Genomic DNA, 3,616 nt, shown 5'->3' with positions numbered 1-3,616 from the left:
GGATTGGCGTGCCCCGTTGACCGGGAAGGAGTTGTATTTGAACGGATTAAACTCCGGCATGATGCCGAGCCAGGCCGCGTTGGCAAAGGCGGGCAACAGGGCGGGCACCGCCTTCAGGCCGGCGAAGCGGGCAAAGCGGGTCACCCCTATCATGGGGGAGATGAGCACCAGCTGATCCGGCCTTGTCAGTGTGCCTGTCTTGTCTTCCAGCGCATCCAGCGCGTATTTCACCGCCAGCGCGCCGCCGTTGGAAAAGCCCACTAGATGCAGCGGCAACTTGCCCGGGGCCAGCACTCTGGCCTCGCGCACGGCCAGTCGGGTCGCCGCCAGCCAGGTTTCCCACTCGATGTTGACCAACCCGGCGGGCACGGTGCCGTGGCCCGGAATACGGAGGCCCAGGGCGATGAAGCCCTGCTCGCGATAACGCTGGGCCACGTGGCGAAGGCTATAAGGGGAGTCGGTCAGGCCGTGCAGGAACACGGCCACCCCCTTCACCTCGCCATCCGGGCGCAGCAGGTAGGATCGGTTCCAGTTATCGCGAAAATGGGCGGGATTGATGGGGGCGTTCTGAAAGTAGCGATTGCCCGCCAGCTGTTGTTCCGGCGGCGTCTTGGCGACCACCTCCTGTTCCACCAGATCGATCAACTGCTGCTCGCGGGTCAGATAGGCTTGCCAGTCGCTGTTATCCAGTTCGTCGGCACTGAGCTCGGGGGGAATAAAGGTATGCCACAGCTGCAGCGGCGCAGCCTGCCAGGCGAAGTAGGCGATCAGCGCCCAAGCGGCCAGCAATATGAACAAGAGGGTCAGAAGAGAGCGTCGAATGAGACGACGGGTACGAGCCAGCATAGAACTGTCCTTGGCGAGGAAAGAGGGGGGCGGCACCGGTTGGACTGGGCTGCCGGGATGAGTGTAGCGATTTTAATGCTTGAATATTGTCTAAATTCTAATAGAAACAAGGTGATAAGTACAGATGAAGCGAGCGGTGACAAGGCCATGAAAAACGCGGCAGCCCCGGGCTGCCGCGTGGTGTGTGGGGCCTGGTCGCCGAACTGGGCTAGCAGACCCCCTGGGCCAGCATGGCATCGGCCACCTTGACGAAGCCGGCGATGTTGGCGCCACTCTCGTAGTTCACATGGCCCTCGCCATCTTGTCCGAATCGGACACAGGTGGCGTGTATGCTGGTCATGATCTCCCTGAGACGAGCGTCCACCTCTTCCCGACTCCAGGGGAGGCGCTGGGCATTCTGGCTCATCTCCAGCCCCGAGGTGGCGACGCCCCCCGCATTGGCTGCCTTGCCGGGGGCAAACAGCACTTTCGCCTCGTGGAATACCTTGATGGCAGCGGCGCTGCTTGGCATGTTGGCGCCCTCGGCCACCAGTTGCAGGCCGCTGGCCACCAGTTGTCTGGCGTCCTCTTCCCCCAATTCGTTCTGGGTGGCGCAGGGCAGGGCGATCCGGGTGGGCAGGTGCCAGGGTGTGCGGCCGCTCAAAAACTCCAGCCCCAGTTCGTTGGCATAATCGGCAACCCGCTGGCGCTGTTCGTTCTTGATCTCCATCAGCCTTGCCAGCTTCTCGGGGGTGAAACCATCCGGATCATGGACGGTGCCACCGGAGTCGGAGGCGGTGATCACGCGGGCACCGAGCGCCATCGCCTTCTCGATAGCGTATTGGGCCACGTTGCCGGAGCCCGACACAGATACCGTCATGCCCGCCAGCGACTGATCGCGATGGGCCAGCATGGCTTCAACGAAATAGAGCAGGCCGTAGCCGGTGGCCTCGGGGCGGATGAGGCTGCCACCAAAGGAGAGCCCCTTGCCGGTGAAGACGCACTCGGCGCTGTTGGTGAGCTTCTTCATCATGCCCGCCATGTAGCTCACCTCACGCCCACCCACCCCGATGTCGCCGGCAGGCACGTCGGTATTGGCCCCCAGATGGCGATAGAGCTCCAGCATCAGCGCCTGACAGAAGCGCATCACCTCCCCCTCGCTCTTGCCCTTGGGGTCAAAATCACTGCCGCCCTTGCCGCCACCCATGGGCAGGGTGGTGAGGGCGTTCTTGAAGGTCTGCTCGAAGGCGAGAAATTTCAGTACCGAGAGATCCACCGAGGGGTGAAAGCGCATGCCGCCCTTGAAGGGGCCAATGGCCGAGTTGTGCTGGATGCGGTAGCCGCGATTGACCTGTACCTGACCCTTGTCGTCGACCCAGCTGACCCGAAACTGGATCAGCCGCTCCGGCTCCACCAGCCGCTCCAGCAGACCATGCTGCAAATAACGGGGGTGGCGTGCCACATAGGGCCAGATGGAGGCGACCACCTCGCTCACCGCCTGAATGAACTCGGGCTGGTGGGGATTGCGGCTGGCCACCTGGGCCAGAAAATCCGTCTGGGATAGGGAATGACTCATCTGTAACTCCTGTAGTGAATGATGAAATGGGCCTCTTGCCAGAGAAAAAAACCATGCCGTGCATCCAAATTTATGATTTGTGTTGGGGATGAATACGGACAAAAACGTGGGTTTGTGTCTGGTTTACCAACGATTGTTGTGTTGGCCGCCGAAAGTCACAGAAAACCGGAATGGCTGCAGTAAGATAATGTGCGACAACGAAAATCTTTTTATGCATTTTAAGTTAATAAATAGCAAGTGGTTATTGGTGCTGTGTGGCGCAGGCGCAAGCCGATTGCATATGGCGTGAATGTTTTCAGGGTGAAAGCGTGGGGATCTGCTGTCTCGCTCGGGTCGTCATTTTTACCTTTATCTTCGCCCCATCCTGCCCTTGCCGTGTGAGGGGCTGAGCAATGCGCCAGCGGTGCGCTCTCATCATGGCATGACGCCCCGCACATTTTGGGGCGGCGCGTCGCCGTGAATGGCAAGTATCCGGCGTGCTGGACGGGGCAATATGCTACTGTAGCGGCGTTTTTTGATGGTTAAGCTGGCCTTGGCCTTTTTGAAGATGGAATGGTATGCAGAACTTTGACGTAGTGAATCGGCTGATGCAGCAGACAGCCTCCCCGGCTTGGCCGGAACCCGCAACCGCACAACTGGATGGGGCTATCAGCCTGTGGCAGGTGACCCATGCTGGCTGATGAATCCATGCGCCTGAACAAATACATCAGCGAGAGCGGCATCTGCTCGCGCCGTGAAGCCGACCGCTTCATCGAGCAGGGCCAGGTCTTTATCAATGGCAAGCGGGCCGGGATCGGCGATCAGGTGTTTGCCGGGGATCTGGTCAAGGTGAACGGTCAGGTGATCGAGGCGCGGGAAGCCGACAGCCTGGTCTTTATCGTGCTCAACAAGCCGGTGGGTATTGTCTCCACCACGGAGGCGGGCGAGAAGGACAACATCGTCGACTTCGTCAACCACAGCACTCGCATCTTCCCCATCGGGCGGCTCGACAAGGATTCGCAGGGTCTCATCTTCCTGACCAACCACGGCGATCTGGTCAACAAGATACTGCGGGCGGGCAACGATCACGAGAAAGAGTACCTGGTGACCGTCGACAAGCCGGTGACCGACGAGTTTATCAAGGGGATGGGGGCCGGGGTGCCGATCCTCGGGGCCGTCACCAAGAAGTGCAAGGTGAAGAGAGAGGCGCCGTTCGTGTTTCGCATCACCCTGGTG

Annotated in this window: 4 protein-coding genes; 2 read left to right on the top strand and 2 right to left on the bottom strand. The window is 60.3% G+C overall.

The features are described 5' to 3' along the window. Together AAC083_RS23145 and gdhA are read right to left on the bottom strand one after the other, a co-directional pair. Window positions 1-846 (bottom strand): alpha/beta hydrolase (locus AAC083_RS23145; protein ID WP_258224701.1); only part of this gene is annotated, 846 nt, incomplete at its 3' end. 208 nt (window positions 847-1,054) lie between these two features. Continuing rightward, window positions 1,055-2,401 (bottom strand): NADP-specific glutamate dehydrogenase, encoded by a 1,347-nt coding sequence (gdhA, locus tag AAC083_RS14330; RefSeq protein ID WP_042034570.1) that lies wholly within the window; start codon window positions 2,399-2,401, stop codon window positions 1,055-1,057. Window positions 2,402-2,958: 557 nt separating this feature from the next. Between gdhA and AAC083_RS14325 the strand changes: the two genes are divergently transcribed. After that, a complete protein-coding gene (locus AAC083_RS14325) occupies window positions 2,959-3,081 on the top strand; it encodes a hypothetical protein (protein WP_258224700.1) in 123 nt (40 codons plus the stop codon). Next, window positions 3,071-3,616 (top strand): 23S rRNA pseudouridine(2604) synthase RluF (gene rluF / locus AAC083_RS14320; RefSeq protein WP_108536954.1); only part of this gene is annotated, 546 nt, incomplete at its 3' end. The genes AAC083_RS14325 and rluF, both read left to right, overlap by 11 nt.

Source organism: Aeromonas sp. HMWF014, from assembly GCF_963878295.1.
In the GTDB taxonomy this organism is placed as follows: domain Bacteria; phylum Pseudomonadota; class Gammaproteobacteria; order Enterobacterales; family Aeromonadaceae; genus Aeromonas; species Aeromonas popoffii.
Note: the sequence above shows the minus strand (reverse complement) of the source record. Positions and strands in the feature narration are given on the sequence as shown.

What these genes read in the sequence shown, in the direction of transcription:
- gdhA (WP_042034570.1), bottom strand. Translation starts at nt 2,401, where the DNA reads ATGAGTCATTCCCTATCCCAGACGGATTTTCTGGCCCAGGTGGCCAGC.
- AAC083_RS14325 (WP_258224700.1), top strand. Translation starts at nt 2,959, where the DNA reads ATGCAGAACTTTGACGTAGTGAATCGGCTGATGCAGCAGACAGCCTCC.